The organism is Bordetella sp. 2513F2, from assembly GCF_054642735.1.
The window spans coordinates 1-22309 of record NZ_CM137755.1 but is presented as its reverse complement, the minus strand read 5'-3'; the positions used below and the strand labels follow the sequence as shown (position 1 = coordinate 22309).

20 protein-coding genes are annotated in these 22309 nt (G+C 69.0%); 9 read left to right on the top strand and 11 right to left on the bottom strand.

Going from position 1 to position 22309, the window contains the following annotated elements:
* Positions 1–61 precede the first annotated feature (61 nt).
* Genes ACYBYQ_RS00100 through ACYBYQ_RS00080 form a run of 5 tightly spaced genes read left to right on the top strand, consistent with a single transcriptional unit; the run spans position 62 to position 5982 of the window.
* The gene (locus tag ACYBYQ_RS00100; protein WP_459616341.1) at positions 62–1093 is read left to right on the top strand and encodes a BMP family protein; all 1032 of its coding nucleotides are present in this window, start codon (positions 62–64) and stop codon (positions 1091–1093) included.
* Positions 1090–2631, top strand: coding sequence for an ABC transporter ATP-binding protein (locus tag ACYBYQ_RS00095; protein WP_459616340.1), 1542 nt, complete (start codon positions 1090–1092; stop codon positions 2629–2631). Before ACYBYQ_RS00100 ends, ACYBYQ_RS00095 begins: the two co-directional genes overlap by 4 nt.
* Positions 2628–3698, top strand: a complete 1071-nt coding sequence (locus ACYBYQ_RS00090; RefSeq protein ID WP_459616339.1) for an ABC transporter permease — start codon at positions 2628–2630, stop codon at positions 3696–3698. Before ACYBYQ_RS00095 ends, ACYBYQ_RS00090 begins: the two co-directional genes overlap by 4 nt.
* A 10-nt stretch (positions 3699–3708) precedes the next feature.
* A complete protein-coding gene (locus tag ACYBYQ_RS00085; RefSeq protein ID WP_459616338.1) occupies positions 3709–4659 on the top strand; it encodes an ABC transporter permease in 951 nt (316 codons plus the stop codon).
* A gap of 51 nt (positions 4660–4710) precedes the next feature.
* Positions 4711–5982, top strand: a complete 1272-nt coding sequence (locus tag ACYBYQ_RS00080; protein WP_459616337.1) for an amidohydrolase family protein — start codon at positions 4711–4713, stop codon at positions 5980–5982.
* A gap of 16 nt (positions 5983–5998) precedes the next feature.
* On the opposite strand, the gene ACYBYQ_RS00075 is transcribed toward ACYBYQ_RS00080, so the two are convergent.
* Positions 5999–6838, bottom strand: coding sequence for an AraC family transcriptional regulator (locus ACYBYQ_RS00075; RefSeq protein ID WP_459616336.1), 840 nt, complete (start codon positions 6836–6838; stop codon positions 5999–6001).
* A gap of 84 nt (positions 6839–6922) precedes the next feature.
* Positions 6923–8086, bottom strand: a complete 1164-nt coding sequence (locus tag ACYBYQ_RS00070) for an alpha-hydroxy acid oxidase (RefSeq protein WP_459616335.1) — start codon at positions 8084–8086, stop codon at positions 6923–6925.
* 201 nt (positions 8087–8287) lie between these two features.
* Between ACYBYQ_RS00070 and ACYBYQ_RS00065 the strand changes: the two genes are divergently transcribed.
* Positions 8288–8581, top strand: a complete 294-nt coding sequence (locus ACYBYQ_RS00065; RefSeq protein WP_459616334.1) for an acylphosphatase — start codon at positions 8288–8290, stop codon at positions 8579–8581.
* 37 nt (positions 8582–8618) lie between these two features.
* Here the strand turns inward: ACYBYQ_RS00065 and dctP are convergent, their stop codons facing one another.
* From dctP to ACYBYQ_RS00040, 5 genes are all read right to left on the bottom strand, one after another.
* On the bottom strand, positions 8619–9593 hold the full coding sequence (gene dctP, locus ACYBYQ_RS00060) for a TRAP transporter substrate-binding protein DctP (protein WP_459616333.1): 975 nt from the start codon (positions 9591–9593) through the stop codon (positions 8619–8621).
* Positions 9594–9639: 46 nt separating this feature from the next.
* Complete coding sequence (locus tag ACYBYQ_RS00055; RefSeq protein ID WP_459616332.1) at positions 9640–10959, bottom strand: TRAP transporter large permease; 1320 nt, start codon at positions 10957–10959, stop codon at positions 9640–9642.
* A gap of 1 nt (position 10960) precedes the next feature.
* On the bottom strand, positions 10961–11476 hold the full coding sequence (locus tag ACYBYQ_RS00050; RefSeq protein ID WP_459616331.1) for a TRAP transporter small permease: 516 nt from the start codon (positions 11474–11476) through the stop codon (positions 10961–10963).
* An 89-nt stretch (positions 11477–11565) separates the two neighbouring features.
* Positions 11566–12954, bottom strand: coding sequence for an amidase (locus ACYBYQ_RS00045; RefSeq protein WP_459616330.1), 1389 nt, complete (start codon positions 12952–12954; stop codon positions 11566–11568).
* 26 nt (positions 12955–12980) lie between these two features.
* Positions 12981–13946 carry a LysR family transcriptional regulator gene (locus ACYBYQ_RS00040; RefSeq protein WP_459616329.1) on the bottom strand — a complete coding sequence of 322 codons (966 nt, stop codon included), beginning with the start codon at positions 13944–13946 and terminating at the stop codon, positions 12981–12983.
* 139 nt (positions 13947–14085) lie between these two features.
* Here ACYBYQ_RS00040 and ACYBYQ_RS00035 point away from each other — a divergent pair, with 139 nt between their 5' ends.
* Positions 14086–15063, top strand: a complete 978-nt coding sequence (locus tag ACYBYQ_RS00035; protein ID WP_459616328.1) for a tripartite tricarboxylate transporter substrate binding protein — start codon at positions 14086–14088, stop codon at positions 15061–15063.
* Between the two features lie 82 nt (positions 15064–15145).
* On the top strand, positions 15146–15871 hold the full coding sequence (locus ACYBYQ_RS00030) for a ribonuclease activity regulator RraA (RefSeq protein WP_459616327.1): 726 nt from the start codon (positions 15146–15148) through the stop codon (positions 15869–15871).
* Between the two features lie 15 nt (positions 15872–15886).
* Here ACYBYQ_RS00030 and ACYBYQ_RS00025 read toward each other — a convergent pair whose 3' ends face one another.
* The gene (locus ACYBYQ_RS00025) at positions 15887–16063 is read right to left on the bottom strand and encodes a L,D-transpeptidase (protein WP_459616326.1); all 177 of its coding nucleotides are present in this window, start codon (positions 16061–16063) and stop codon (positions 15887–15889) included.
* An 89-nt stretch (positions 16064–16152) separates the two neighbouring features.
* Between ACYBYQ_RS00025 and ACYBYQ_RS00020 the strand changes: the two genes are divergently transcribed.
* Complete coding sequence (locus ACYBYQ_RS00020) at positions 16153–17139, top strand: Bug family tripartite tricarboxylate transporter substrate binding protein (protein WP_459616325.1); 987 nt, start codon at positions 16153–16155, stop codon at positions 17137–17139.
* A gap of 66 nt (positions 17140–17205) precedes the next feature.
* Here ACYBYQ_RS00020 and gyrB read toward each other — a convergent pair whose 3' ends face one another.
* From gyrB to dnaA, 3 genes are all read right to left on the bottom strand, one after another.
* Complete coding sequence (gene gyrB, locus ACYBYQ_RS00015) at positions 17206–19659, bottom strand: DNA topoisomerase (ATP-hydrolyzing) subunit B (protein WP_459616324.1); 2454 nt, start codon at positions 19657–19659, stop codon at positions 17206–17208.
* A gap of 83 nt (positions 19660–19742) precedes the next feature.
* A complete protein-coding gene (gene dnaN / locus ACYBYQ_RS00010; RefSeq protein WP_459616323.1) occupies positions 19743–20852 on the bottom strand; it encodes a DNA polymerase III subunit beta in 1110 nt (369 codons plus the stop codon).
* A 2-nt stretch (positions 20853–20854) separates the two neighbouring features.
* The gene (gene dnaA / locus ACYBYQ_RS00005) at positions 20855–22309 is read right to left on the bottom strand and encodes a chromosomal replication initiator protein DnaA (protein WP_459616322.1); all 1455 of its coding nucleotides are present in this window, start codon (positions 22307–22309) and stop codon (positions 20855–20857) included.

Here is a 22309-nt window from a genome sequence, read left to right as displayed (position 1 = left end):
CTTTTCAATGGACAGGCCCACTCCGGCCGTTCCAGATACTCTCTTCCAGGAGCCTTACTCCATGACATCCCGGTTCCCCCATTCCGCGCCCGGACTGGCGCGCCGTGCCTTGCTGAAGCTGGGCGTCGCCACCGGCGTGCTGCTTGCCGCCAGCGGCGCCGCGCAGGCACAGGCCCCGGCCAAGACCAAGGTCGCCGCCGTCTACACCGTGCCGGTGGAACAACAATGGGTCTCGCGCATCCACAAGGCGCTCAACGCCGCCCGCGACCGCGGCGAGATCGAATACGCCTATTCGGAGAACGTCACCAACGCCGACTACGAGCGCGTGCTGCGCCAGTACGCCGAGCAGGGCAACAAGCTCATCGTGGGAGAGGCCTTCGCGGTGGAATCGGCCGCGCGCAAGGTGGCCAAGGACTATCCCGACACCGCCTTCCTGATGGGTTCGTCCGGCAAGCCGCAGGCGCCCAATTTCTCGGTGTTCGACAACTACATCCAGGAGCCGGCCTACCTCACCGGCATGATCGCCGGCGGCATGACCAAGACCCACCGCATCGGCCTGGTGGGCGGCTACCCCATCCCGGAGGTCAACCGGCTCATGCACGCCTTCATGGCGGGCGCCCGCGAAATCGACCCGCAGGTGCAGTTCACCGTGAGCTTCATCGGCTCGTGGTTCGATCCGCCCAAGGCCAAGGAGGCCGCCTTCGCCATGATCGACCAGGGCGCCGACGTGCTGTATGCCGAGCGCTTCGGCGTGTCCGATGCGGCCAAGGAGCGCGGCAAGCTCGCCATCGGCAACGTGGTCAACACGCAGGAGCAGTACCCCGAAACCGTGGTCGCCTCTGCCCTCTGGGACATGCAGCCCACCATCGACCATGCGCTGGCCCAGGTGCGCGCCGGCGGCTTCAAGGCCGAAGACTACGGCCAGTATTCGCTGATGAAGCACAAGGGCTCGGACCTCGCCCCCCTCGGCACCTTCGAGGGCAAGGTGCCGGCCGAGGTGATGGCCAAGGTGCAGGCCAAGCGGCAGGCCATGCTGGACGGCAGCTTCACTGTCGACGTGAACAACGGCGAACCCAAGTCCACGGCCAAATGAGCGGTCCCCGGGTCGCCCTGCGCCTGCAGGGCATCACCAAGCGCTTCGGCAGCCTGACGGCCAACGACGACATCTCGCTGCAGCTGGCCGAGGGCGAGGTCCTGGCCCTGCTGGGCGAGAACGGGGCGGGCAAGTCCACCCTGGTCTCTATCCTGTTCGGCCATTACGTCGCCGATGCGGGCAGCATCGAAGTGCACGGCGAACCGCTGCCGCCGGGCCGGCCCGACGCTGCGCTGGCCGCCGGCGTCGGCATGGTGCACCAGCATTTCACCCTGGCCGACAACATGACCGTGCTCGACAACGTCATGGTAGGCACCGAACCGCTCTGGCGGCCGGCCTCGCGCCGGCGCCAGGCGCGCGCGCGCCTGCTCGAGCTGGGCCGGCGCTTCGGCCTCGCGGTGGATCCCGACGCACGCGTGGGTTCGCTCTCCGTGGGCGAGAAGCAGCGTGTGGAAATACTCAAGGCCCTCTACCGCGGCGCCCGCGTGCTGATCCTCGACGAGCCCACCGCGGTGCTCACGCCGCAGGAGGCGCAGGCGCTGTTCGCCACGCTGCGCGAGTTCGTCGCGCAGGGCCTGGCGGTGATCTTCATCTCGCACAAGCTCGACGAGGTCATGGCAGTGTCGCACCGCGTGGCCGTGCTGCGCGCCGGCCGCCTGGTGGCCGAGCGCGCCACCGCAAGCACCCATGCGGCCGAGCTGGCCGAGCTGATGGTGGGCCGCAAGGTCGTCATGCCCCAGGCCGCACACCATCACGGCCCGGGCGCCGCGCCCGTGCTGCGCCTGGCCCAGGTCAGCCTGGCCGATCCGCGCGGCGGCGTGCCGCTGCTCGACGCGCTGGACCTCACCGTGCATGCCCACGAGATCGTGGCCATCGCCGGCGTGGCCGGCAACGGCCAGCAGGCGCTGGTGTCCGTGCTCACCGGGATGCGCCGTCCTTCCGACGGCGCCATACGCCTGGGCGCCGAAGCCGCCCTCGCGCCGTCCACGCCGGCCGGCTGGACGCGCGCCGGCGTAGGCCGCATTCCCGAAGACCGCCACCACGAAGGCATGATCGGCGACAACCCCGTCTGGGAAAACGCCATCGTCGAAGACCTGGCCGACCCGCGCTTCGCCCGCTGGGGCGTGGTGCGCAGCCGCGCGGGCCGCGACCACGCCGCGCAGCTGGCCCGCCAGTTCGACGTGCGCGCCGCCTCGCTCGACGTGCGCACGCGCAGCCTGTCGGGCGGCAACATGCAGAAGCTCATCCTGGGCCGCGCGCTGTCGCGCGATCCGAGGCTGATCATCGCCGACCAGCCCACCTGGGGCCTGGACATCGGCGCGGTGGCCTACGTGCGCGAACAGCTGCTGGCGGCGCGGGCGCGCGGCGCCGGCATCCTGCTGGTCTCCGAAGACCTGGAAGAAATCTTCGCCCTGGCCGACCGCATCGCTGTGCTGTGCGCCGGCCGCGTGGTGGCCGACCGCCCCGTCGCGCAATGGACCCCCGCCACGGTGGGCCTGGCCATGACGGGCGCTTCTCTCGATACTCCTGCCGCATGAAACTGATCCTGGAACGCCGCGCCGACCCGAGCCGGCTCGCCATGGCGCTCGCCCCGCTGGCCGCGGTGGGCGCCACCCTGCTGGCCGGCATGCTGCTGGTGGCCTGGGCCGGCGCCCCAATCGGCCGCACGTACGCCTTGCTGTTCGAAGGCGCATTCGGTTCGCGCTTCGCACTTTCCGAGACCCTCACGCGCGCCACGCCGCTGATGCTCACCGGCCTGGCCTGCGCCGTGGCGTTCCGTGCGCGCCTCTACAACATCGGCGCCGAAGGCCAGCTCTACCTGGGCGCGCTGGCTGCCGTGGCCGTGGGCGGGATGCATGGCGGGGCGGCATTCGACCTGCCCACCCCGGTGCTGTTCGCCGGCATGATGGCCGCCGCCGCGCTGGCCGGCGCCCTGCTGCTGCTGGTGCCGGCGCTGCTCAAGACGCGCCTGGGCGTGGACGAGGTGGTCACCACGCTGCTGGGCAATTTCATCGTGCTCCTGTTCGTCTCCATGATGCTGGACGGGCCCATGAAGGATCCCATGGCCATGGGCTGGCCCCAGTCCGTGGCGCTCGATGGCGAGCTCGAACTCGGCAAGCTCATCGCCCGCACGCGCGCCCACACCGGGCTGCTGTGGGCCGTCGGCCTGGCCGTGGCGCTGTGGCTGGTGAACCGGTACACCGTCTTCGGTTTCCAGATGCGTTCGGTGGGCGCCAACGCGCATGCCGCGCGCTTCCTCGGCCTGCCGGTGCAGCGCGTGGTGCTGTGCACCGCCATGCTGTCCGGGGCGCTGGCCGGCCTGGCAGGCGCCATCGAAGTGGCGGGCCGCACCAGCTACGTCACGCTCGACATGTCGCCGGGCTACGGCTACAGCGGCGTGGTGGTCGCCATGCTGGCGGGCCTGCATCCGCTGGGGGTGATCGCCGCCAGCGTGTTCGTGGCCGGCATGCTGGTCGGCGCCGACAGCATGAGCCGCGCGGTGGCCGTGCCCAACTACATCGCCGACGTGATCGTGGCCGTGGCCCTGCTGGCCATGCTGGTCGCAACCCTGTTCGCGCAGTACCGGCTGCGCCGCAAGTCCTGAGGCCGACACCATGGAATGGATGGATCTCCTGAGTTCGGCGGCTTTCTGGGTGGCGGTGCTGCGCCTGGCCACGCCGCTCATCCTGGGCACGCTGGGCGTGCTGCTGTGCGAGCGCGCCGGCGTGTTGAACCTCGGCATCGAGGGCATCATGGTGGCTGGCGCATTCACCGGCTGGCTGGCCGTCTACCTGGGCGCGCCGCTGCCCGTGGGCGTGCTGGCCGCGGCCGCGGCCGGCGCGGCCTTCGGCCTGCTGCATGCAGGCCTCACCGTGGGCCTGGGCCTGTCGCAGCACGTGTCCGGGCTGGGCGTCACCATGCTGGCCACCAGCCTCAGCTACTACGCGTACCGCGTCACTTTTCCCAGCGTCAACGCGCCGCCCACCATCCAGCCCTTTGCCGAACTGCGCGGGCTGGCCGACATCCCGCTGATCGGGCCGGTGCTGGCCGGCCAGACCGCCATGACGCTGCTGGCGCTCGCCGCCGTGCCGCTGATCGCCTGGGTGCTGAACCGCAGCCCGCTGGGCCTGGCGGTGCGCATGGTCGGCGAGAATCCCGCCGCAGCCGAGGGCCAGGGGCTGTCGGTGGCGCGGCTGCGCACCGGCGCCGTGGTGGCCGGCTCCGCCCTCATGGGCGTGGCAGGCAGCTTTCTCACGCTGGCCGCGTTCAACGCCTTCTTCTTCAACATGGTGAACGGCCGCGGCTGGATCTGCGTGGCGCTGGTGGTGTTCGCCTCCTGGCGGCCCGGCAAGGCCCTGGCTGGCGCGCTGGTCTTCGCCTTCTTCGACGCCCTGCAGCTGCGCCTGCAGCAGGGCGCTGCCGCGCTGCCCGGCCTTCCGGCACTGCCGTACCAGGTCTACCTGATGCTGCCGTACGTGCTTTCCATCCTTGCCCTCGTGGTGGTGGCCCGGCGCGCCAGCTATCCGCAGGCACTGATGAAGCCCTATCGCAAGGGCGAACGCTAGGGCGTGTCAACGGGCCGTGCGCGGCCCCATTCCGATCACCGAGGTTTACACATGTTCGATCTGCTCATCACCCGCTGCATGCTGCCCGACGGCCGCGGCCCCGTGGACATCGGCGTCGCCGGCGGCCGCATCGCCGCCATCGAGCCGGCGCTGCCCCGCAACGCCGGCACCGTCGTCGACGCTGCCGGCCAGCTCGTCTCCACCCCATTCGTCGACGCGCACTTCCACATGGACTCCACGCTGTCCTACGGCCTGCCGCGCGTGAACCAGTCCGGGACGCTGCTCGAGGGCATTGCGCTATGGGGCGAACTCAAGCCGCTGCTCACGCAGGAAGCGCTGGTCGAGCGCGCGCTGGCCTACTGCGACTGGGCCGTGGGCCGGGGCCTGCTGGCCATCCGCTCCCACGTGGACGTGTGCGATCCGCGCCTGCTGGCCGTGGAGGCGCTGCTGCACGTGCGCGAGCGCGTCAAGCCCTACCTGGACCTGCAGCTCGTGGCCTTCCCGCAGGACGGCCTGCTGCGCTCGCCGGGCGCGCTGGACAACGTCCGGCGCGCCCTGGACATGGGCGTGGACGTGGTGGGGGGCATCCCGCACTTCGAGCGCACCATGGCCGACGGCGCCGAGTCGGTGCGCATCCTGTGCGAACTGGCCGCCGAGCGCGGCCTGCGCGTGGACATGCATTGCGACGAGACCGACGACCCGCTGTCGCGCCACATCGAATCCCTGGCGTACCAGGCGCAGCGCCTGGGGCTCCAGGGCCGCGTGACGGGCTCCCATCTCACGTCCATGCACTCCATGGACAACTACTACGTGTCCAAGCTGATCCCGCTGATCCGTGAAGCAGGCGTGTCGGCCATCGCCAACCCGCTGATCAACATCACCATACAGGGCCGGCACGACACCTATCCCAAGCGCCGCGGCATGACACGCGTGCCCGAACTGCTCGCCGCCGGCGTGCCGGTGGCCTTCGGCCACGATTGTGTGATGGACCCCTGGTACGGCCTGGGTTCGGGCGACATGCTCGACGTGGCGCACATGGGGCTGCACGTGGCGCAGATGACCGGGCGCGAGGCCATGCAGGCCTGCTTCGAGGCCGTCACCACCACCCCCGCACGCATCCTCGGGCTGGACGACACGGGCCTGGAGGTGGGCAAGCGCGCCGACCTGGTGCTGCTGCAGGCCGGCGACCCCGTCGAGGCGATCCGGCTGCGCGCCGCCCGCCTCATGGTGTGGCGGGGCGGCAAGCTGGTAGCCAGCAATCCTGCGGCGCAGGCCACCCTGCACCTGGAAGGCCGGCCCGGCAGCGTGGATTTCCGGCGTTAGACATGGCCGTAGCGCACTACGCCAGCGGCAACCGTATCAGCGTGCGGAGCGAGGCCGCCGGCGTATGCCTGGGGTCGTCCACATACTCCTCGAATACCGGGAAGTCGCCCGGCGTCTCGCCGCTGGCGGGGAGCCAGGTGCCGAAGAGCCAGGCATAGGCGCTTTCCAGGTCGCTGTACGGGCCGGTGTAGGCCAGCACCGCGCAGCGCATTGCAGGGATGTGCAAGGTCTCCAGCCCCGCAGCGGCGGTCTGGCCGGCCGGCATCGCCATGCCGGCATGCGCACGCAGCTGCGTCACCGGCACCTGTGCCGGATCGTCGTAATACACACCTATGCTGCGGGCTTCGATGCCCGGTTGCTGCAGCCCTGCGGCGGCCGCGAGCATGAGCAGCCGGTCGAAGGCCTGGCCGATGGCCTGGTAATCGCCGCGATGCGGCAGGGCGGCCAGCGTGAGGCCGGGAAAGTGCTCGATATGGATGGGGTACATGGCAGGCTCCTGAAGGACACGAGGGGAGGAGCGTTGCGCACGATAGCGCCCCGGCGGAACGCCGAATGCCGATCCGAAAGCCCGGTTGAAGGCGGCGATCGACGCGTAGCCGGCACGGCTGGCCACCTGTTCCAGCGTGCCCTGGTTGCGGGCCAGGGCTGCCGAGGCGCGAGCCATGCGCATGCGCTGGGCCGTGGCCGCCACCGTCTCGCCCATGAGGGCGCGATAGACGCGGTGGAAGTGGTACGGCGACAGGCAGGCCAGCTCGGCCAGGCGGTACAGGTCGGGCGACGCATCGGGATGCTGCGCCAGCCAGTCCAGCACGGGCAGCAGCCGTTGCACGTAATGGCGTCGGGTCGTGGGCTTCATGCGGTCTCCTCGGATCGCACTGTAGCGGGGCCGGCTTTGCCGTTCTTGCGCATTTTGCGGCCCCCCTTCACCCCGAAACGACGGCTACTCCGGATACGTGCCCGGCACCAGGATGCTGCGGTCGACGTTGTGGATGTTCTTGTGGCCGCACAGGGCCATGGTCACGTCCATCTCGCGGTAGAGGATTTCCAGCACGCGGCGCACGCCCGCCTGGCCATAGGCCCCCAGGCCGTACAGGAAGGCGCGGCCTATCATGGCGCCGCGCGCGCCCAGGGCCACCGCCTTGAGCACGTCCTGCCCCGAACGGACCCCGCCGTCCATCCAGACCTCGATGCGCTTGTCCACGGCCTGCACCACCGAGGGCAGCACGCTGATGGCGGATTGCGCGCCGTCGAGCTGCCGGCCGCCGTGGTTGCTCACGATCAGCGCATCGGCGCCGCTGTCGGCCGCCAGCCGGGCATCTTCCGGATCCAGGATGCCTTTGAGGATCAGCTTGCCGCCCCAGCGCTGCTTGATCCATTCGACGTCGGCCCAGCTCAGCCGCGGATCGAACTGCTCCGCCGTCCAGGAGGACAGCGAGGAGAGGTCCGTGACGCCCTTGGCGTGGCCCACGATATTGCCGAACGTGCGGCGCTTGGTGCCCAGCATGCCCAGGCACCAGCGGGGCTTGGTGGCGAGGTTGATGAGATTGCGCAGGGTGGGCTTGGGGGGCGCCGACAGCCCGTTGCGGATGTCCTTGTGGCGCTGGCCGAGGATCTGCAGGTCCAGCGTGAGGACCAGCGCCGAGCAGCCCGCGGCCTTGGCGCGGTCGATCAGGTTCGCGACGAACTCGCGGTCGCGCATCACGTACAGCTGGAACCAGAACGGCTTGCCCGTGGCCTGCGCCACGTCTTCGATGGAGCAGATGCTCATCGTGGACAGGGTGAAGGGCACGCCGAAGTCGGCAGCCGCCCTGGCCGCCAGGATCTCGCCGTCGGCATGCTGCATGCCGGTGAGCCCCGTGGGCGCCAGCGCCACCGGCATCGTCGCGTCCTCGCCTGCCAGCGTGGTGCGCAGGGAGCGTCCCTCCATGTCCACGGCCACGCGCTGGCGCAGCTTGATCTTGTGGAAATCGGCCTCGTTGGCGCGGTAGGTGCCTTCGGTCCAGGCGCCGGAATCGGCGTAGTCGTAGAACATGCGGGGCACGCGCTTCTTGGCCAGCACGCGCAGGTCTTCGATGCAGGTGATCGTGGCGAGATTCGATGTCATGGCAGCGTGATTGATAGGATCCTGGCCGCCGGGCCGGCGGCGGGGCGACGCCAGTATACGCGCGAGCCCGGCAGCCGCCTGGGCCGGGCCATGCTGCTTTGCAGCGTACGTGTTGGGCGCGCCCGCGATACGCGTTAAGGTATGGCCCGTGGGCGCACCGGCCGCGGGCGCCCAGGTTTGCATGGATCGAGGACACTACGCATGACGCAAGACCCCAATGGCCACGTCGAAACCCTGCTCGTCACCATAGAGGGCAAGGTGCAGGGCGTGGGATACCGCCATGCCGCGGTGCGCCGCGCCCACCTGCTGGGCGTGACGGGCTGGGTGCAGAACATGGAAGACGGGACGGTCAAGGCGCTGGTCCAGGGCACCCCCGACCAGGTGGACCGCATGCTGGAATGGCTGCGCCAGGGGCCGCCCGCGGCCGTCGTGCGCGACATCAGCATGCAGGTGGAATACACCGACAAACGCTACGGCAGCTTCCAGCAGCTGTAGCGCCTGCCACCCGGGGGCGGCCCGGCGGGCCTGCCATTCAAGGCGCCGAGAACAGCGGCTTCAGCTTGGCCGCGTTCTGCGGGCTGGCGGCCTCGATGCCTTTCCAGCCCGCCTCGTAGGCCTGGGCCCGGAAGGTCGCGGCCTGCTCCGGCGCAAGCGTGACGGTCTGGATGCCGGCCTCGGCCTGGCGCTTCTTCTCGGCCTGGGCCAGAGCGGCATCGCCGGCGTTCTGGGCCTCGACCCACGCCACCTGTTTTTCCAGGAAGGCGCGCTGCGCGTCGTCCAGCTTCTTCCAGGTGTTCTGGTTCATGAAGAGGCCGACCTCCACATTGTAGAAACCCGGCTCGACGCGATAGCGCGTCTTGTCCTGCCAGCCCAGGTCGAACACGCCCAGCGAAGGCCAGCCGTAGCCGTCGACCACGCCGCGCTCGAGCGCGGTATAGACCTCGCCGGGCGGCACCTGCAGCGGCGCGGCGCCCAGCGCCTGGAAGAACGAGCGGTACACGGGCACGCTGCGCAGCTTCATGCCGGAGAAATTGCCGCCGTCCACAGGCTTGGTGGTGTAGATGTGGTATTCGAGGCCGTCGGACATGCGGGCCAGCCACACCATGTTGGCCTTCTGGCGATGGATCTGGTCCAGCAGCGCATAGCCGCGGTTGGCGCGCAGCTCGGACATGGGCCGCTGCGCCAGCGTCATGGCCAGCGCCTCGGGCACCAGGTTGGCATGGAACACGCCGGTGCTGTTGGCCAGGTCCACCACGCCGGCCCGCACGGCATTGCCTACCTCCATGGGCGGCATGGATTCCGGGCCGCCCACCACCTGGATCTTCATCAGGCCCTTGCCCTCGGCGTTGACCTTCTCCACGAAGGCCTTGAAGCGCTGGTTGAAGAAGGTGTCCTGGCCGAAAGCGGTGACCGCCCGCAGGGTGATCTCGGCAGCCTGGGCACCGCTGGCTGCCAGGGCCGCGGCCAGGCCCATTGCCAGGTGTGCGGCGTGTCGCTTGATGTTCATGGATGTTCCTCGGAGTCGTTGCCGGAAGCGCCGGATCGTGCGCCGGTCAGTTCATCAATCGGGGCAGGCCGACGGCCAGCGTGGGAATGGCCACGATGGCGCCCAGCACCGCCAGTTCGATCAGCAGGTAGGGCGCCGCCGAGGCGTAGATCTGCTGCAGCCGGATGTGCGGCGGGCAGACGCCCTGCATCACCATGAGCAGCAGGCCGAACGGCGGCGTGAGCAGGCCCATCTCGATGGCGATCAGCATCATGACGCCCAGCCACACCGGATCGATGCCCGCGGCATGGGCCAGCGGCATGAAGAAAGGCAGGGTGATCATCATCATGCTGACCTGGTCGACGACGCAGCCCAGCGCCAGCAGGATGAGCAGCATGCCCAGCACCAGCATGAGCGGCGACAGCGACATGCCGCCGATCAGCGACAACAGCCCCGAGGTCGCCCCCGAAAAGCTGAGCAGCTGCGAGAAGGTGGTGGACGCGACCAGCACGAACAGGATCACCACCGACACGCGGGCGGTTTCCGTGAGCGAGCGGCACAGCACGCGCCAGGAGAGCGTGCGATAGCACAGCGTGGCGATCACCGAGGCCAGCGCGCCGATGGCCGCCGATTCGGTGGGCGAGGCCCAGCCCGCCAGCATGCTGCCGACCACGGCGGCGAAAATCGCGAACAGCGGCACCACGTCGCGCAAGAAGGGCTTCCAGCGCGCCCAGCCGCGCAGCTGCCCTGCGGCATCGTCGCCGGCAGGCGCCGCGACTGGATCGAACCGGCTGCGCAGCACCACGTAGCCCAGGAAGCCCGCGGCCATCAGCAGCCCCGGCACAATGCCGCCGATGAGCAGCTGCGCGATGGAGATGTTGCCCAGCGAGCCCAGCATCACCGCCAGGGCCGACGGCGGAATCAGCATGGCAATGCCGCCCACGGCCATGATGGGCCCCATGGAAAGCGAAGGCGCATAGCCGCGGCGCAGCATCTCGGGCAGCAGGGTGCCGCCCATCATGGCGGTGTTGGCGATGGTGGAACCCGACAGCGTGGCGAAGGCCGTGCCGCCCAGCACCGATACCACGGCCAGCCGGCCCGGCACCCGGGCGATCAGCCGCTCGATCGCCTCGATGGCGCGAAATGCCAGGCCCGACTGGAACAGCACCTCGCCCATGAGCACGAAGAGCGGAATCGGCGTGAGCGAGAAGCTGCCCACGGCGCTGACCGAGTTGCGCACCAGCTGGCCCAGCCCGGCTTCGCCGCCGAGGAATACCCACGCGCCCACCAGGTTGACGCCAAGGAAGGCGAAGGCCACGGGCAGGCCGGACACCATGAGCAGGGCCATGAGCCCCAGCATGAGGAAGAGAGCCGATTCCCAGGGCATGTCAGGCTGCTCCGGCACCAAGACTGTGCCGCAGCCGCCGCGCAAATTCGACGGCCAGCAGCACGCATGCCGCCAGCATGGGCAGGTTCAGCCACCATTCGGGAAACACCAGCACCTTGAAGACCAGGCCGCCCTGTTCGGCGGCATCCTGGGCCACGCGCACGGCCTGCCAGGCCAGCACGGCGCAGATCGCCAGGCCCAGGAAATCGGTGACGGCGTCCAGCCACCGCGCGGCGGCCGCGGGCAGGGACTTGACCAGCATGTCGATGCCGATGTGGCCGTTCTGGTGCAGCAGCCACGGGGCGCCCAGGAAAGTGGCCACCATGAGCATGTATTCGGTGCCTTCCACGGCCCAGGGCAGCGTGCCCAACCCCGTATTGCGCATGAGCACGTCGGCGCAAACGAGCAGCGCCATGGCCCCGAACAGCACGGCGGACGCAGCGCCGCAGGCAGCCATCAGGCCCCGGTACCAACGGCTGCCCGGGCATTCCGGCGCAGCCGCTTCCTGCATGGACATCGCAGACCCCTCGCAGATCAAATTGTTTAGATCTAAAAATATCAGGCCTGAAGTTTCGTGTCTACGCGGGATAGCCCGCCCGGACGGGGCTACAGCGGCGGCATGCGGCGCCAGAACTGCGTGGCCTGCTCGAAGGCATGGGCCAGTTCCAGGACGCCGCGCTCGTCCCGGTAGCGGCCGACGATCTGCAGCCCGACCGGCAGCCCTTCGTCGGTGAAGCCGCAGGGCACCGAGATCGCGGGATGGCCGGTAAGGGAAATGTAATAGCCGGAGCGCATCCAGTCGATGTAGTTCTGCATGGACGTACCGTCGATCTCGCGCACGTACTCCTGGTCGACCGGGAACGGCGGCACCTGGCTCACCGGCCCGATCAGGAATTCATGGCGTGCCATGAAGGCATGCATGCGCCCGAACAATGCGGCCCGCTCGCGCTCGGCGCGGACGACCGACTCGGCGGACTGGGTCAGGCCCAGTTCGGTGTTCCAGATCACCGTGGCCTTGACCAGGTCGCGATGGCGGCGCACCGTCTCGCCCTGGGAGATGGCGAACTGCTGCGCACGCAGCGCGTGGAAAGCCGCGTCGGCGCCGGCGAAATCGGGGCAGGCCTCTTCCACCCGGCAGCCCAGGCGCTCGAATACCGGCAGCTGCGCCTGCAGCGCGCGCACCACGGCGGGCTCCACGGGCAGGCCGCCCCAGGTCCACGCAAACGCCACGCGGGTGCCGGCGAAGTCCCGTTCCAGCGGGGCGAGGAACAGGTGCGGATCCTGGTCGATGCTGAGCGGGTCGCGCGGATCCGGGCCGGCGAGCGCGGCCAGCAGCAGGGCGGCATCGGCCACGGTGCGCGCCATCGGCCCGGCCACGCCCAGGGGGCTGAACGGGGTGGCGCTGGGCCATTGCGGCACGCGTCCCGGCGAGGGGCGCAACCCCACCACGTTGCAGAAACTGGCCGGATTGCGCAGCGACCCGCCCATGTCGGTGCCGTCGGCCAGCGGCAGCATGCGCGCGGCCAGCGCGGCGGCCGCCCCGCCGCTGCTGCCGCCGGCGGTCATGGCCGGGTCGTAGGGATTGCGGGTGGGGCCAAACACCGGATTGAAGGTCTGCGAGCCCGCGCCGAACTCCGGCATGTTGGTCTTGCCCAGCCGGATGGCGCCTGCGGCGCGCTGGCGCGCCACGGCCAGGCTGTCGCGCTCCGGCACGAAATCGCGGAACACCGGCGAGCCATAGGTGGTGCGCATCCCGGCCGTCAGGAAAGTGTCTTTGTGCGCCACGGGCAGCCCGTGCAGCAGGCCCAGCGGAGCGCCCGACGCCTGCAGCGTATCGGCCTCGGCAGCCTGGCGCAGCGCCTGCTCGGCGTCCAGCGTGACGATGGCGTTGACGACGGGATTGCGCTGCGCGATGCAATCCAGGTGCGCCTGCACCACCTCGCGCGCGCTGAGGTGGCCGGCAGCGATCTCGGCGCGCATCTCGCGGGCCGTCATGCAGCAAATCGACATGGATTCCATGTTCATTCCCCTTGCATGCCCGCCACGATATCGCCCTCTGCCGGCGTTGGCCAGGGCGCGTGCGCCGGCTGGGGCCCCGCCTGGCCGCGTGCGCAGGCGAGGATGTACTCGATGAGCATGGCGATCGCGCGCGGATGATTCTGGTTGGGCATGTACAGCATGTACATGCCGCGGCCGTAGATGCTGAGGCGCCAGTCGTCGAGCACCGTGACCACGTCGCCGCCGGCAATGTCGCGCTGCACGACATAGTCGGGCACCAGCCCCACGCCCATGCCGTCCAGCACTGCCTGCCGCAGGAAGGGATAGTCGCGCGAGATCAGGGTGGGCTCCAGCGTGACCAGGTGGCGCGTATCGCCCTGGTAGGCCGAGACGCGGGACGGCCTGCCGATCACGGTGGCGCATATCAGCGGCACCCGGGCCAGGTCGTCGGGATGCTGCGGCAGGGGATGCGTGGCCGCGTACTCGCGCGACACGCAGGCCACGTAGCGCATGGCGCCCAGCTCGCGCGCCACCAGCGTGGGCGGGGGCGTGGACATGATGCGCACGGCGATGTCGACTTCGTCGCGCAACAGATCGTCCACGCTGTTGTTGAACATCACATCGAGCACGATGCGCGGGTAGGCGCGCTTGAACGCCAGCAGCCATGGCGCCATGACGAAGTGGCCGTAGCCGCTGGGCACGCTCAGCCGCACCCGCCCCTGCGGCGTATTGCCTAGCGTCTGCACCGACTCCTGCGCCGCGGCGAGCTCTTCCTGGATGTTGCGCCCGTGGCGATACAGCCGCAGCCCCAGTTCCGTGGGCTCGACCCGCCGGGTGGTGCGGCGCACCAGCTGCATGCCGACCGCGCGCTCGAGCTGGCTGAGGTGATAGCTGACGTTGGCGCGCGTCATCTTGAGCCGCCGCGCCGCGGCGCTGAGGTTGCCGGCGTCCAGGATCTCCACCAGCAGCGTGAGGGACTTCAGGTCCATGCAGCCCAGCCTTTGTCAAAAATTTGTAGACAGCCTGTCAATGGAAGCTGAAATTGTCAAGCATGGCTTACTGGTAAAGAATCCTCGAATAATCACACAAGACGCCGTTCCACGCGAGCGGCGCCCAGGAGACAACCCCATGATCCGCTTCCGATCCCGCTGCGCCGGGCTGTTGCTGGCTGTCGCGGCCTTCGCCGGCCTGGCCCCCGCCGCACAGGCGCAGGACGCTTTCCCCAGCAAGCCCATCACGCTCATCGTGCCGTTTCCGGCCGGGGGCTCCACCGACCGCCATTTCCGCGTGCTGGCCAAGATTGCCGGCCAGCACCTGGGCCAGCCGGTGGTCGTCGAGAACCGGCCCGGCGCCGGCGGCACGCTCGGCCCCAGCAACATGGCCATGTCGGCCAAGCCCGACGGCTACACCATCAGCCAGTTCCCGCTGGGGCTGCTGCGCGTGCCGCACATGCAGCGCACGCCCTGGCACCCCATCGACGACTTCAGCTTCATCATGGGCCTGTCCGGCTATACCTTCGGCCTCACGGTGCGGTCCGACTCGCCTTTCCAGACCTTCGACCAGTACATCCAGGCCGCGCGCGACAAGCCCGGTTCAGTCGACTACGGCTCCACCGGCGTGGGCTCCTCGCCGCACCTGCTCATGGAAGAGCTGGCCATCAACGCCGGGGTCAGGCTCAACCACGTGCCGTTCAAGGGCAACGCCGACATGCAGCAGGCGCTGCTGGGCGGCCACATCATGGCCCAGAGCGACGCGGCGGGCTGGGACCAGTTCGTCGACAGCGGCAAGATGCGGCTGCTCGTGACCTTCGGCGAGGCGCGCACCAAGCGCTGGCCCGACGTTCCCACCGCCAAGGAACTGGGCTATGGCGTGGTGTCCACCTCGCCCTATGGCCTGGCCGGACCCAAAGGCATGGACCCCAAGGTCGTGCGCATCCTGCACGACGCCTTCAGGAAAGCGCTGTTCGATCCCGAAAGCCTGGCCGTCATGCAGCAGCTGAACCAGGAGGCGGCCTACATGAACGGCGACGATTTCCGCGCCTGGGCCAGCCAGACCTTCGAGAAAGACCGCGCCCTGATCGAGCGGCTGGGCCTGGCGGCGAAGTAGCCGGCGGCGTTTCCCGCGCCGGTCCGCGGCCGTATGCTATGAGGCTCCGGGCGGCGCTGCCGCCCCCGCTACTGGAGCCATCATGGGTATAGCCCCCGTTCCACTGGACCCGGCCGTCGTGCAGGCCCTGTCCGGCGTCACCACCGCCACGCTGACCACCGTGCTGCTCAAGAAGGGCCTGCGCAACGTCTGGATGCGCGGCGCCGCCCCCTTGAGGCCCGACCAGCCCCGCCTGGTCGGACGCGCCTTCACCCTGCGCTTCGTGCCCGCCCGCGAAGACCTCGCCACGCCCGCCTCCTGGAGTTCGCCCATCTCCACGCGCGCCGCCATCGAGGCCATGCCGCCGGGCTGCCTGGTCGTCGTCGACGCCATGGGCGTCACCGACGCCGGCATCTTCGGCGACATACTCTGCGCCCGCATGGCCAGGCGCCAGGTCGCCGGATTGATCACCGACGGCGTCGTGCGCGACCTCGAAGGCGTGCTGCGCACCGGCCTGCCCGTCTGGTGCCGCGGCGCCGCCGCGCCGCCCTCCGTGGCCGGTCTCACCTTCGTCGGCTGGCAGGAGCCCGTGGGCTGCGGCGGCGTGGCCGTCTACCCCAACGACGTGGTCGTGGCCGATGCCGACGGTGCCGTGCTCATCCCCGACGCCCTGCTCGCCGAGGTCGTCGAGGCCGCCGTCGAGCAGGAACGCCAGGAGGCCTGGATCATGGAACAGGTCGAGCAGGGCCAGCCCCTGCCCGGGCTCTACCCGCCCAACGACGAGAACAAGGCCCGCTACGAAGCCTGGCGCCGCAGCCAGCAGCGCTGAGGCGGCTCGCCGACGTCATTCGGCGATGTGTACGCGCGTGCCGACGCCGACCTGGCCGAACAGCTCGATCAGGTCGGCGCTGCCCATGCGCACGCAGCCATGCGAGGCCGGCGTGCCCAGCAAGGACTCCTGCGCCGTGCCGGCGTCCTGGCCAACATAGCGCGAGGACACCCGCCCGCGGCATATGGACATGACCATCAAATACTTAGCCGGAGGAACATTGCTGCGCAGAATCGACGGGTTGGCGGCTCGCCGCCGTTTCCATACCGGAGCCCATCGGCATGCTGCCTTCCCTTCGTTCCCGCCTGGCCCGGCTGGCGCGCATCGCCGCGGCCATTGCGCTGCCGTGGATCGCGGCGGCAAGCCATGCCGCCGGCGACTACCCGAGCCGGCCCATCACCCTGGTCGTGTCCTATCCGCCCGGAGGCAGCGTGGACGTGGCTGCGCGCATCCTGCAGGAGCCGCTGTCGCGCTCCCTGGGCCAGCCCCTGGTCATCGAGAACCGCGGCGGCGCAGGCGGCACGATCGCCACCCGCCACGTCGCCGAGGCCAGCCCCGATGGCTACACCCTGCTCATCACGCTGTCGTCGCACACCATCAATCCGGCCATCTATCGCGACCTGCCGTTCGACACGCTGCGCGACTTCTCTCCCGTGTCGCTAGTGGCCTCCGCCCCCCAGGTGCTGGTGGCCAATCCGGCCTTCCCTGCAGACACGTTGCCGGGCCTGATCGCATACGCCCGCAGCCAGGGCCAGGTGCCCTACGGTTCCGCGGGTACGGGCTCGCCCAGCCACATCGCCGGCGAACTGCTCAGGCTGCGCACCAGCCTGCCCCTGATGCACGTGCCGTACCGGGGTGGCGGGCCGGCCACCGTCGACGTGCTGAGCGGCCAGATCCCGCTGCTGTGGGTCTCGCTGCCATCGGTGACCAGCCACATCAGGCAGGGCCGGCTCAAGGCCCTGGCCGTGTCCACCCGCCAGCGCACGCCGGTGCTGCCCGACGTGCCCGCCGTGGGCGAGACCGTGCCGGACTTCAACGTGGATTCCTGGTACGCGGTATTCGCGCCCGCGGGAACGCCGCCGGCCGTCGTGGCCCGCGTGCAGTCGGCCATCGCCGCCGCCGCGCGGGATCCAGCCGTGCAGGCCGCTTTCCTGGCCCAGGGCGCCGTTGCCGTGGGCAGTTCATCGGAGGAGCTCGAGCGCATCGTGCGCACCGAGGTGCCGGCCTGGAACACCCTGGCACGGCAGGCGGGGATCGCGGTGCAATAGCCAGTAGGCCCGCCCAGACAAAAACGGCCGACCCGGTGGGTCGGCCGTTGCCGCATGCAGCGTCGCTCAGGCGTCGATATTGCCGGCCGACAGCGCGTGGGTCTCGATGAAGGCGCGGCGCGGCTCGACGTCGTCGCCCATCAGGGTGGTGAAGACCTCGTCGGCGGCGATGGCATCCTCGATCTGCACGCGCAGCAGGCGACGCACCTTGGGATCCATGGTGGTTTCCCAGAGCTGGTCGGGGTTCATCTCGCCCAGGCCCTTGTAGCGCTGCTTGCTGATGCCGCGCTCGGCCTCGCTGCGCAGCCACTGCATGACCTCGCGGAAGTCGGACACGGCCTGCTCCTTGCGCTTGTCGCCCTCGCCGCGCGCCACGATGGCGCCCGGGCCGATCAGGCCCAGGAAGGTCTTGGCCGACTTGGCCAGCACGGCATAGTCGGCGCCGCGCACGAAGTCGGCGTCGATCACGCTGACGCGCACGTTGCCATGGTGCAGGCGCTTGACGAGCAGGCGGTATTTCTCGGCCGCCTCGTCGAACTCCGCGACGACCTGGACGGCGCTGCCGGGCTCGGCGCCGGCCAGGGCCTGCGTGAGGCGTTCGGCCGAGGCGCGTGCCGAGGCCTCGTCATCGAGATTGACTTCCACGCCTTCGGCCAGCACCGACAGCGCCGTGACGTCGAACACGCGCGCCAGGCGCGAGATCACCGTGTCGGCCAGCACGTACTGGCGGGCCAGCTCGGCCAGCGTCTCGCCCTTGATGGGGGCAGCGCCCTCGCTGGGTATCAGCTCGGCATCCTTCAGCGCCAGCTGCAGCATGAACTGGGCTTCCTCGATGTCGTCCTTCAGGTAGCGCTCTTCGCGGCCCACCTTCACTTTGTACAGCGGCGGCTGGGCGATGTAGACGTGGCCGCGCGCCACCAGCTCCGGCATCTGGCGATACAGCAGGGTGAGCAGCAGGGTGCGGATGTGCGCGCCGTCGACGTCGGCGTCGGTCATGATGATGAGGCGGTGATAGCGCAGCTTGTCGACGTTGAAGTCCGGGCCGATGCCCGTGCCCAGGGCGGTGATCAGGGTGGCGATCTGCTCGCTGGCGATGAGGCGGTCGAAGCGCGCCTTTTCCACGTTGAGCACCTTGCCGCGCAGCGGCAGGATGGCCTGGAACTTGCGGTCGCGGCCCTGCTTGGCCGAGCCGCCGGCCGAGTCGCCCTCCACGATGTACAGCTCACACAGCGCCGGATCCTTTTCCTGGCAGTCGGCCAGCTTGCCGGGCAGGCCTGCGCCCTCCAGCACGCTCTTGCGGCGCGTCATTTCGCGCGCCTTGCGCGCCGCCTCGCGCGCGCGCGCTGCCTCGACGATCTTGCCGCACAGGGCCTTGGCGTCGTTGGGATGCTCGAGCAGCCAGGTTTCCAGCGCGCGGGCCACGGCGTCCTCGACGGCCGGGCGCACCTCGCTGGAAACCAGCTTGTCCTTGGTCTGGCTGCTGAACTTGGGCTCCGGCACCTTCACCGACAGCACGCAGGCCAGCCCTTCGCGCATGTCGTCGCCGGTGGTCTCGACCTTGGCCTTCTTGGCCAGTTCGTTGTCGCCGATGTACTTGTTCAGCACCCGCGTCATGGCGGCGCGCAGGCCCGTGAGATGGGTGCCGCCGTCACGCTGCGGGATGTTGTTGGTGAAGCACAGCACGCTCTCGGAGTACGTGTCGTTCCACTGCATCGCCACCTCGACGCCCACCGGCACCCCGCCGGCGGCGGATTCGGTGGCGACCGCGAAGACGTTGGGGTGCAGCACCGTCTTGCTGCGGTTGATGAACTCCACGAAGCCCTTCACGCCGCCGGAGAATGCGAAATTCTCTTCCTTGCCCTGGCGCTGGTCGACCAGGCGGATCTTCACGCCGTTGTTCAGGAACGAGAGCTCGCGCAGGCGCTTGGAGAGGATCTCGTAGTGGTATTCGATGTTGTTGAAGATGACCGGATCGGCCAGGAAGCGCACTTCGGTGCCGCGCTTGTCGGTCGTGCCGGTGACGGTGAGGGGCGCCACGCGCTCGCCCTGGCGGAACTCCATCTGGTGCACCTTGCCGTCGCGGCGGATGGTCAGGCGCAGCCACTCGGACAGGGCGTTCACGCACGACACGCCCACGCCGTGCAGGCCGCCGGACACCTTGTACGAGTTCTGGTCGAACTTGCCGCCGGCATGCAGCTCCGTCATGACGATCTCGGCGGCGCTGCGCCCGAACTCGTCGTCCTTGTGCACGTCGGTGGGAATGCCGCGGCCGTTGTCGGTGACCGAGATCGAGTTGTCGGTGTGGATGGTGACGACGATGTCGTCGCAGTAACCGGCCAGCGCCTCGTCGATGGCGTTGTCGACCACTTCGAACACCATGTGGTGCAGGCCCGTGCCGTCGGACGTATCGCCGATGTACATCCCGGGGCGCTTGCGCACGGCTTCCAGCCCCTTGAGCATCTTGATCGAGTCGGCGCCGTAGTCGCCGTTCTGGGCAGAGGTGTTCTGTTGGTCAGACATATCGAATTCTTCAAGCCTTCAAAATGCGGCCTCTCGGCCGGGCCGCGGCGGGCCGGATGCCCGCGGCGGTGTGCGCACCGGAATCAGATGCGCATGGGCATGACGACGTACTTGAACTGGTCGTCGTCGGGCAGGGTGATGAGCGCCGAGGCGTTGGCGTCCGGCATCACGGACCACTGCACGTTCTCGGTCTTGACGTTGCCCAGCACGTCGAGCAGGTAGCTCACGTTGAAGCCCACGTCGAGCGGTTCGTGCCCGTAGTCGATGTCGATCTCTTCCTGGGCTTCTTCCTGCTCCGCGTTCGAGGACGAGATCTTCATCTGGTTCTGCGCCAACTGCAGGCGCACGCCCTTGAACTTGTCGGTGGTGAGAATGGCCGCGCGCTGCAGGCTGCCCTGCAGGGCCTCGCGGCTCACGTTGAAATGACGCGTGTAGTTCGTGGGGATCACGCGCGAGAAGTCGGGGAACTTGCCCTCGACCAGCTTGGAGACCAGCTCGACGTCGCCGAAGCGGAAACGGATCTGGCCCGGCGCCACATCCAGCGAGACCGGCTCGTCGGAGTCCTCGAGCAGGCGCTGCATCTCGAGCACGGTCTTGCGCGGCACGATGACTTCGTGGCGCTGCGGAATGCCGTCGGCCTCGGTGGCGCAATGCGCCAGGCGGTGGCCGTCGGTGGCCACGGCGCGCACCCGGCCCGGTTCGAAGACCAGCAGCATGCCGTTCAGGTAGTAGCGGATGTCCTGCTGGGCCATGGCGAAGTGCACCATGTTGAAGAGATGGCGCAGCATGCGCTGGGGCATGGTGAGCGAGACGTCCCATTGTTCGGGCTGGGCCACGGTGGGGAACTCGCTGGCCGCCAGCGTCTGCAGCGCGAAACGGCTCTTGCCGGACTGCACCGACAGCTTGTTGCTGGCCAGCGCCAGCTTGACGTCGCCGGTGTCGGGCAGCGCCTTGAGGATGTCGAGCAGCTTGCGGGCCGCCACGGTGGTGGACTCGACGTCGGCGCCGACGCCGAAATCGGCATGCGTGGTGATCTGGACTTCGAGGTCGGTGGCAATGAACGAGACCTTGTTGCCCTCTTTGCGCATAAGGATGTTCGCCAGGATGGGCAGGGTATGGCGTCTTTCGACGATGCCCGCCACGGTCGACAGCGGTTTCAGCAATGCATCGCGTGTGGTTTGTACGAGTTGCATGTTCATCCTTTTAGAGTTTGTTCCAACACGTGCAGGGTATGGTTGAGTTCCGCTTGCTTGGCGCGGGCATCGGAAATCTTGCGTACGGCATGCAACACGGTGGTGTGGTCGCGTCCGCCGAACAGGTCGCCGATCTCCGGCAGGCTTTTCTGGGTCAACTCCTTGGCCAGGTACATGGCCACCTGGCGCGGCAGCGCAATATTGGCCGGTCGCCGTTTCGAGTACATGTCGGCCACCTTGATCTTGTAGAAATCGGCGACCGTCTTCTGGATGTTCTCGACCGTGATCTGGCCGTTGGACACCGACAGGAGATCCTTCAGGGCGTCCTTGCAGACATCCACGGTGAGCACGTCGCGGCCGTGGAAGCGGGCGTAGGCCAGCACCTTGCGCAGCGCACCTTCGAGTTCGCGCACGTTGCTGCGCAGGTGCTTGGCGATGAAGAAGGCCACTTCCTCGGGCATGGGCACGCCTTCGGATTCGGCCTTGCGCAGCAGGATGGCCACGCGCATCTCCAGCTCGGGCGGCTCGATGGCCACCGTGAGGCCCGAATCGAAGCGCGAGATCAGGCGGCTGTCGATGCCGGAGAGCTCCTTGGGATAGGTGTCGCTGGTGATGATGATCTGCTTGCGCTGGGCCACCATGGCCTCGAACGCGTAGAAGAACTCTTCCTGGGTACGGTTCTTGCCGGAGAAGAACTGGATGTCGTCGATCAGCAGCAGGTCGAGCGAGTGGTAGTAGCGCTTGAAGTCGTCGAACGCCTTGCGCTGGTAGGCTTTCACCACATCGGAAACGTACTGGTCGGCATGCACGTAGCGCACGCGCACGCCCGTGCCGGCCGCCACCATGGCGTTGCCGATGGCGTGGATCAGGTGGGTCTTGCCCAGGCCCACGCCGCCGTACAGGAACAGCGGGTTGTACGAGATGCCGGGATTCTCGGCCACCTGCAGTGCCGCCGCGCGGGCCAGCTGGTTGGCCTTGCCGGTGACGAAGTTGTCGAAGGTGAGATCGGTGTTGAGCCGGGAACGCTCGTATACGATGTTCGCCGCATCCACGGCCGCGCCAGCGCCCGGCGCAGCGGCAGCCGGCGCAGGGGGCGCCGCCACAGGCGCGGCTGCCGGCGCAGGAGCCGGGGCGGACGGGACAGCGGCGGCAACGGGCGCCGCCGCCGGCGCAGCAGCGCGCGGCGCCTGCGGCATGCGCGGGGCGGCCGCGGTTCCGGGAAGCTCGAACATCACCTGCACCGGCCGCTGGAACCACTCGGTGGCCAGGGCCTCGATCTGGTGCGAGAAGTTCTTGCGCACCCAGTCCAGCTTGAAGCGGTTGGGCGCGGCGACGCGCAACACCGCCTGCGCCTCGTCGTAGGCGAGCGGCACCAGCGGCCGTATCCAGGCACTGATCTGTTGAGGGGGGAGTTCCTGCTCAAGACGACTGACGCAGGTCTGCCAGAATTCTTTCAT

Excerpts from the sequence above, each read along its gene's own strand:
- ACYBYQ_RS00045 (WP_459616330.1), bottom strand. The coding sequence starts at position 12,954 with ATGACGGCCCGCGAGATGCGCGCCGAGATCGCTGCCGGCCACCTCAGC.
- gyrB (WP_459616324.1), bottom strand. The coding sequence starts at position 19,659 with ATGTCTGACCAACAGAACACCTCTGCCCAGAACGGCGACTACGGCGCC.
- ACYBYQ_RS00095 (WP_459616340.1), top strand. The coding sequence starts at position 1,090 with ATGAGCGGTCCCCGGGTCGCCCTGCGCCTGCAGGGCATCACCAAGCGC.
- ACYBYQ_RS00035 (WP_459616328.1), top strand. The coding sequence starts at position 14,086 with ATGATCCGCTTCCGATCCCGCTGCGCCGGGCTGTTGCTGGCTGTCGCG.
- ACYBYQ_RS00090 (WP_459616339.1), top strand. The coding sequence starts at position 2,628 with ATGAAACTGATCCTGGAACGCCGCGCCGACCCGAGCCGGCTCGCCATG.
- ACYBYQ_RS00025 (WP_459616326.1), bottom strand. The coding sequence starts at position 16,063 with ATGTCCATATGCCGCGGGCGGGTGTCCTCGCGCTATGTTGGCCAGGAC.
- ACYBYQ_RS00050 (WP_459616331.1), bottom strand. The coding sequence starts at position 11,476 with ATGTCCATGCAGGAAGCGGCTGCGCCGGAATGCCCGGGCAGCCGTTGG.
- ACYBYQ_RS00075 (WP_459616336.1), bottom strand. The coding sequence starts at position 6,838 with ATGAAGCCCACGACCCGACGCCATTACGTGCAACGGCTGCTGCCCGTG.
- ACYBYQ_RS00055 (WP_459616332.1), bottom strand. The coding sequence starts at position 10,959 with ATGCCCTGGGAATCGGCTCTCTTCCTCATGCTGGGGCTCATGGCCCTG.
- ACYBYQ_RS00065 (WP_459616334.1), top strand. The coding sequence starts at position 8,288 with ATGACGCAAGACCCCAATGGCCACGTCGAAACCCTGCTCGTCACCATA.
- dnaA (WP_459616322.1), bottom strand. The coding sequence starts at position 22,309 with ATGAAAGAATTCTGGCAGACCTGCGTCAGTCGTCTTGAGCAGGAACTC.
- ACYBYQ_RS00080 (WP_459616337.1), top strand. The coding sequence starts at position 4,711 with ATGTTCGATCTGCTCATCACCCGCTGCATGCTGCCCGACGGCCGCGGC.
- dnaN (WP_459616323.1), bottom strand. The coding sequence starts at position 20,852 with ATGCAACTCGTACAAACCACACGCGATGCATTGCTGAAACCGCTGTCG.
- dctP (WP_459616333.1), bottom strand. The coding sequence starts at position 9,593 with ATGAACATCAAGCGACACGCCGCACACCTGGCAATGGGCCTGGCCGCG.
- ACYBYQ_RS00100 (WP_459616341.1), top strand. The coding sequence starts at position 62 with ATGACATCCCGGTTCCCCCATTCCGCGCCCGGACTGGCGCGCCGTGCC.
- ACYBYQ_RS00070 (WP_459616335.1), bottom strand. The coding sequence starts at position 8,086 with ATGACATCGAATCTCGCCACGATCACCTGCATCGAAGACCTGCGCGTG.
- ACYBYQ_RS00020 (WP_459616325.1), top strand. The coding sequence starts at position 16,153 with ATGCTGCCTTCCCTTCGTTCCCGCCTGGCCCGGCTGGCGCGCATCGCC.
- ACYBYQ_RS00030 (WP_459616327.1), top strand. The coding sequence starts at position 15,146 with ATGGGTATAGCCCCCGTTCCACTGGACCCGGCCGTCGTGCAGGCCCTG.
- ACYBYQ_RS00085 (WP_459616338.1), top strand. The coding sequence starts at position 3,709 with ATGGAATGGATGGATCTCCTGAGTTCGGCGGCTTTCTGGGTGGCGGTG.
- ACYBYQ_RS00040 (WP_459616329.1), bottom strand. The coding sequence starts at position 13,946 with ATGGACCTGAAGTCCCTCACGCTGCTGGTGGAGATCCTGGACGCCGGC.